The organism is Planktotalea sp. (assembly GCF_018607965.1).
Lineage (GTDB): Bacteria > Pseudomonadota > Alphaproteobacteria > Rhodobacterales > Rhodobacteraceae > Planktotalea.
In genome coordinates, this window is the sequence record NZ_JABBAM010000101.1 from 1 (window position 1) to 6610 (window position 6610).

The window sequence follows — 6610 nt, forward strand, 5'->3', positions numbered from 1 at the left end:
CGGTCGGCCTGCGGGTAATCCTGATCGTATGGCATGGTTGGTCTGGGTACATTTTTCTGAGACGATCAGCCAACATGTGGCGGCGCTGACGCAACAACACATTGTGCTTTATGATGATGCGATGCGAAGCCCGGCGGTGATGAAATTGGAGGCCGCGCGTCTGTCCAAGTGCTATGATGCACTGGAGGCGCGTTTAAGCACGCCAATTGAGAACCGCGACACGCTTTTGACCAGTGGATTTTCAGCCGCCGACATCAGCGTCGGGCAGGCGGTTTATCTGGGGCAGAAGTTTTGCACGCTCGATCAGCATCCCGCGACGGCAGAATGGTTCGCGCGCCTTGAAGAACGTCCTGCGTTTCGAGCGAGCCTGCCTGACGAGAATAGTTTGCTTTATACAGAGGCGTTTTATCCCGTTTGGACGGCTGCGCGATGAACAAAAAAGTCGAGATTTTCGAGGTTGGCCCGCGCGACGGTCTTCAGAACGAAGCGCAGCTTATCTCGGCCGAGGATAAAATCGCACTGGTCGATTTGCTAAGCACGGCGGGATTTTCAAGGATCGAAGTGGCAAGCTTTGTCAGTCCCAAGTGGGTGCCCCAAATGGCAACCAGCGCGGACGTACTTGCGGGCATCACACGTCAAAACGCCATTTCATATGCTGCCCTCACGCCCAATATGCGCGGGTTTGAGGGGGCGATTGCAGCGAACGCGGATGAAGTCGCGATTTTTGGCTCTGCCAGTGAAGGGTTTTCCAAGGCCAACATCAACGCGAGCATCGCAGAAAGCCTTGAACGCTTTCGCCCCGTTGCTGAGGCGGCCCATGAAACAGGCATTCCTGTGCGTGGTTATATCTCATGCGTTGTGAATTGCCCTTATGATGGGCCGACGGCCCCAAAGGCCGTTGCTATGATTGCGAAAGAGTTGATGAAGATGGGCTGTTACGAGCTGTCTTTGGGCGACACCACGGGTCATGCGTACCCCGAAGACATCCGAAATATGCTGTGCGCGGTTCAGGACGCGGTGCCTGACGCGGTTTTGGCTGGGCATTATCACGACACGTCTGGGCGCGCTTTGGACAACATCGTAGCGTCGCTTGCAAAGGGTGTCCGCGTGTTTGACGCAGCAATTGGCGGTTTGGGTGGATGCCCCTACGCACCCGGTGCCTCTGGCAACGTGGCAACCGAGGCTGTTGCCAAACGTATGTCGCAGTTGGGGTATAAGACGGGTTTGGATTTGGTGATTTTAGAACAGGCCGCGCAAATGGCGCGTGCGATGCGCAGTGAGGCAACAACATGAGTTTCGAAACGATCCGTTTAGGGGTGGATGCACGCGGCGTCGCGACCCTGACACTTGCGCGCGCTGAAAAGCATAATGCGATGTCAGAGGAAATGTTGGATGAGTTGAGCGCGGCCGCCAAGCAAATCGCGAACGATGCATCCATCCGTGTGGTCGTCCTTGGTGCAGAGGGTAAAAGTTTCTGTGCTGGCGGTGATCTGGCGTGGATGCGCGCGCAAATGGATTTGGATGCGCAAACGCGAAGCGGGCAGGCGGGAAAGTTGGCGTATATGCTGCAAGCGCTCGACACGTTGCCGCAACCGCTGATCGGGCGCATTCATGCGAACGCGTTTGGGGGCGGCGTTGGGCTGGCCAGTGTGTGCGATGTGGCGATTGGTGTTGAGGGGCTATTGATGGGCCTGACGGAAACGCGCCTGGGACTGATCCCCGCGACAATTGGACCGTATGTCATTGCGCGCATGGGGGCCGCGAACGCGCGCCGTGTCTTCATGTCGTCGCGCCGCTTTGATGCAATGGAGGCGCATGCGCTGGGTTTTTTAGCGAAGGTCGTACATGCGGATCAACTGGATGACGCTATCGAGGCGGAAGTGACGCCGTATTTGTCGTGCGCGCCGGGGGCGATTGCGGATGCAAAAGCGCTTATTCGCGAGCTTTCTAAACCCATCGATGAAGTGGTGATCCAGCATACGATTGGCGCGTTGGCCAAGCGTTGGGATAGCCCCGAGTCCCATGAGGGAATTTCAGCTTTCTTTGAAAAACGCGCGCCAAATTGGATCAAAGAATAACATTCTTAACCCTTTGGTGGTTTGTCTGTGCAAATAAGGAATCAAGCCAGCAAAACCAAAGGGGATCCCACGCTTGTGATCACAAAAACCAGACACAACCGCGCACTTAGTTTTGAAGTTTTGACAGGTTTCGCGCAAATTCGCCGTCAAAGCCTGTAAAACAAGGTTAATCTGTTGTGCGCCTTACGTTCAATTCTTACCTTCGGTGAGTTGACCCTTTTGGCGCGTCTCGGTAAACCCCACACAGCCAAATACGTTTTTTTTGAGCGCATCGTCTGCTGATAGGCGTGCGCACAATACCGAAGGGAACCGTTCTTCGTGGAAGATATCGCAAGAGAATACCTCCCCATCATCATCTTTCTAGCCGTAGCCATCGGTCTAGGATTGGTTTTGATCCTCGCTGCCGTTGTTATTGCCGTGCGCAATCCAGACCCTGAAAAAGTGTCAGCCTATGAATGTGGATTTAACGCATTCGACGATGCGCGCATGAAATTCGATGTGCGCTTTTATTTGGTCTCGATCTTATTCATCATTTTCGACCTTGAAATCGCCTTCCTCTTCCCTTGGGCCGTTGCCTTGAAGGACGTGAGCATGGTGGGTTTCTGGTCGATGATGGTTTTCCTTGCGGTCCTGACCGCAGGCTTCGCGTATGAGTGGAAAAAAGGAGCGTTGGAATGGGAGTGATGGCAGAGGGTATCCAATTGGGTCCAAACACCGCTGGTGGTGATCGCGAACATGGAACGCAGGCGCTGAACGCTGAACTTGCTGACAAGGGCTTTTTGCTGACGTCCACGGATGATCTGATCAATTGGGCGCGTACGGGGTCCTTGCACTGGATGACATTCGGTCTGGCGTGTTGCGCCGTTGAAATGATGCACACGTCTATGCCGCGCTACGATCTTGAACGTTTCGGCACGGCGCCGCGCGCGTCCCCACGTCAGTCTGACCTGATGATTGTCGCGGGTACGTTGACCAACAAAATGGCCCCCGCACTGCGCAAGGTATATGACCAAATGCCGGAACCTCGCTACGTGATCTCCATGGGATCCTGCGCGAACGGCGGCGGCTACTATCACTATTCCTATTCTGTTGTGCGCGGCTGTGATCGCATTGTGCCTGTAGACATCTATGTGCCCGGCTGCCCCCCAACGGCAGAAGCATTGCTCTATGGCATCCTGCAACTCCAGCGCAAAATGCGCCGTACCGGAACAATTGTGCGCTAAGGCGGGGCAAGGAGAACCTACATGAGCGACGCGCTGCAAGAACTAGGCACACATATCGAACTCAAACGCCCCGATTGCGTTTTAGGCTGGGCGATTGAGCGGGGGGAGCTGAATGTGACAGTGGCCCCTGCAAACATCGTGGACCTTGTTGAGTTCCTGAAAACGGATGCGAACTGCCGTTTTTCATCACTCGTGGATATCACCGCGGTGGATTACCCAGAGCGTGGCAAGCGGTTTGACCTCGTTTACCATATCTTGTCGATGTACATGAACCATCGCATCCGTTTGCGCCTGCACGTGCGCGAAGACGACATGGTCCCATCTATTGTTGACGTGCATCCCAGCGCGAACTGGTTTGAACGCGAAGTTTACGACATGTTTGGTTTGCTGTTCTCGGGCCACCCCGATTTGCGCCGTATTCTCACGGATTACGGTTTTCGCGGGCATCCGCTGCGCAAAGATTTCCCGACAACGGGCTACACAGAAGTGCGCTACGACGAAGTCGAAAAGCGCGTTGTGTATGAACCTGTGAGCTTGGTGCAAGAATACCGTCAGTTTGATTTCATGTCCCCATGGGAAGGCGCGCAATATGTGCTTCCGGGTGACGAAAAGACGGAGGAGGCGAAATGATGGATTTGTTTCTGAGCGTTTATGGTGAGGTGTTGGCGACTTGCGCATTGTTAGTTGCCGCCGGAATTTTTAAAAAATCCCAAACTATACGCCCTGCGTATATTTTAGTGCGGGGAGACACGACATGATGGACGGCTCCAAATTTGACGACGGCGCAATCGACGCGCTTTCCGGCGAACAGAAAATCCGTAACTTCAATATCAACTTCGGCCCGCAGCACCCTGCGGCGCACGGGGTTTTGCGTCTTGTCCTAGAGCTCGACGGTGAAATTGTTGAACGTTGCGATCCCCACATCGGCCTGCTGCACCGTGGCACTGAAAAGCTGATGGAAAGCCGCACGTACCTGCAAAATCTGCCATACTTCGACCGGCTCGACTACGTGGCCCCGATGAACCAAGAACACGCTTGGTGCTTGGCCATCGAAAAGCTTTGCGAAATCGAAGTGCCACGCCGCGCGTCGTTGATCCGCGTTCTCTATTCCGAAATTGGCCGCGTTCTGAACCACTTGTTGAACGTCACGACCCAAGCCCTCGACGTTGGCGCGCTTACGCCGCCGCTTTGGGGTTTTGAGCAGCGCGAACAGCTGATGGTATTTTACGAACGTGCCAGCGGCGCGCGTCTTCACGCGGCGTATTTCCGCCCGGGTGGTGTGCACCAAGACCTGCCAGACGCGCTGCTTGATGATATCGAAACATGGTCACATGAGTTCCCGAAATTCATGGACGACATGCATGGCCTGCTGACTGAAAACCGCATTTTCAAACAGCGTAACGCTGATATTGGCGTGGTCACAGAAGAGGATATCCTCAATTATGGCTTCTCTGGCGTCATGGTACGTGGCTCTGGTTTTGCATGGGATCTACGCCGCGCGCAGCCCTATGAATGCTACGATGAGTTCGATTTCCAAATCCCAGTTGGCAAGAACGGCGATTGTTATGATCGCTACCTGTGCCGCATGGAAGAAATGACGCAATCCGTTTCCATCATCCAACAAGCCATCGCAAAACTGCGCGTTGAACCAGGTGATGTCATGGCGCGCGGCAAGCTGTCCCCACCAAAGCGCGGTGATATGAAAACCTCAATGGAGGCGCTCATCCACCACTTCAAACTCTACACCGAGGGCTTCCACGTTCCTGCGGGCGAAGTTTACTGTGCGGTCGAAGCGCCCAAAGGTGAATTTGGGGTTTATCTTGTGGCAGACGGGTCCAATAAACCCTACCGCTCCAAAATTCGCGCACCTGGTTTCTTGCATTTGCAAGCGATGGATCACATCGCAGTCGGTCATCAATTGGCCGACGTGGCTGCGATCATTGGTACAATGGACGTCGTATTCGGCGAGATTGACAGATAATGATGACGCGTCTTGATCTTCTTCTTTCCATAAATATCCCCGCCGGAGGCTTTGACGCCTGCCGTGGGCACGAAGGGTTGTTTTAATGCTCCGCCGTCTTCACAAAGAACAATCCGATAGCTTTGCTTTCACACCTGCAAACCAAGCATGGGCCGAAGCGCAAATCACGAAATATCCTGAGGGTCGTCAAGCCTCTGCAATCATTCCACTTTTATGGCGTGCGCAAGAGCAGGAAGGCTGGCTGACACGGCCTGCGATTGAAAACATCAGCGATATGCTCGGCATGGCCTATATTCGCGGTCTTGAGGTTGCTTCATTTTATTTTATGTTCCAACTTCAGCCGGCTGGTTCGGTTGCGCATATCCAGATTTGCGGCACGCTGTCTTGCATGATTTGCGGTGCTGAGGATCTTGTCGGGGTCTGTAAGACCAAGATCGCACCGAAAGCCCACCAAATCAGTGCGGACGGCAAATTCTCATGGGAAGAGGTCGAGTGCCTAGGCGCTTGCACAAACGCGCCAATGGCCCAGATCGGCAAAGATTATTATGAGGACCTCACAACTGAGGGTCTTTCCAAGTTGCTCGACGACATGGCTGCGGGTTCAGTTTCGACGCCGGGGCCACAAAACGGGCGCTACTCTTGCGAACCTTTGTTCGGTCTAAGCAGTCTTAAAGATTACGACAGTGGCAAAACTGAGTATAATGCGTCGGCTCAGTTAGCTATTGATATTGGTGATACGATCAAGCGCATTGATGGCACAGAAGTTCCACTCTTGTCACCTTGGCAGGGCAGTGCACTATCCCAGCCAGCATCAAAGCCAAAAACCAAAGCGCCGAAAGCTGCAGCCAAGGCAAAAACAGCCGTGATTAAGCAGGACGCCAAGGCAACGGCTAAAGCGGCTCCTAAGGTTGCTTCACCCGCGAAAACAGAGACCGCGCCAAACGCCGTCTCGGAGGGTAAGAAACCTAAGACAATGAAGGCTGCGCGCAAGTCGGGCGCGGATGATCTGAAAATGATCAAAGGTGTTGGCCCCAAGATGGAAGCCCTGCTGAACAAGCTTGGTTTCTTCCACTTCGATCAAGTTGCGGCATGGAGCGACGAAGAAGTGTCATGGGTTGATCAAAATCTTGAAGGATTCAAAGGTCGCGTCACGCGCAATAATTGGGTGGAGCAAGCCAACGTGCTTGCGAGCGGGGGCGACACTGAATTTGCTTTCCGCGTCAAAAAAGGCGGCGTCTATTAATGTCCGCTGAAAAACGACTGGGAGTGTAAAACTGAAATGGCTTGGGTGAACGCAAATCTGCAGGGCTTTAAGGGCCGTGCGACAC

Annotated in this window: 7 protein-coding genes and 1 pseudogene; all 8 read left to right on the forward strand. The window is 53.9% G+C overall.

The genetic code is table 11. The annotated features are described in order from the left end of the window. A pseudogene (locus QZ279_RS09685) lies at window positions 1–433 on the forward strand (glutathione S-transferase); the annotation flags it as partial. Continuing rightward, window positions 430–1293: a hydroxymethylglutaryl-CoA lyase gene (locus QZ279_RS09690; RefSeq protein ID WP_293450291.1), complete on the forward strand. Its 864-nt coding sequence runs from the start codon at window positions 430–432 to the stop codon at window positions 1291–1293. The pseudogene QZ279_RS09685 and the gene QZ279_RS09690, both read left to right, overlap by 4 nt. Further along, entirely contained in the window at window positions 1290–2078 is a 789-nt protein-coding gene (locus tag QZ279_RS09695; protein ID WP_293450293.1) for a crotonase/enoyl-CoA hydratase family protein, read from the forward strand. The genes QZ279_RS09690 and QZ279_RS09695 overlap by 4 nt, the downstream gene beginning before the upstream one ends. 318 nt (window positions 2079–2396) lie before the next feature. Next, window positions 2397–2762: an NADH-quinone oxidoreductase subunit A gene (locus QZ279_RS09700; RefSeq protein WP_293450295.1), complete on the forward strand. Its 366-nt coding sequence runs from the start codon at window positions 2397–2399 to the stop codon at window positions 2760–2762. Next, entirely contained in the window at window positions 2762–3301 is a 540-nt protein-coding gene (locus QZ279_RS09705; protein ID WP_293450301.1) for an NADH-quinone oxidoreductase subunit B, read from the forward strand. Before QZ279_RS09700 ends, QZ279_RS09705 begins: the two co-directional genes overlap by 1 nt. A 21-nt stretch (window positions 3302–3322) precedes the next feature. After that, window positions 3323–3931, forward strand: a complete 609-nt coding sequence (locus tag QZ279_RS09710) for an NADH-quinone oxidoreductase subunit C (RefSeq protein WP_293450297.1) — start codon at window positions 3323–3325, stop codon at window positions 3929–3931. A 127-nt stretch (window positions 3932–4058) separates the two neighbouring features. Next, on the forward strand, window positions 4059–5282 hold the full coding sequence (locus tag QZ279_RS09715) for an NADH-quinone oxidoreductase subunit D (protein ID WP_293450303.1): 1224 nt from the start codon (window positions 4059–4061) through the stop codon (window positions 5280–5282). A gap of 85 nt (window positions 5283–5367) precedes the next feature. Then, window positions 5368–6525 (forward strand): NADH-quinone oxidoreductase subunit E, encoded by a 1158-nt coding sequence (locus QZ279_RS09720; RefSeq protein ID WP_293450299.1) that lies wholly within the window; start codon window positions 5368–5370, stop codon window positions 6523–6525. Window positions 6526–6610 lie beyond the last annotated feature (85 nt).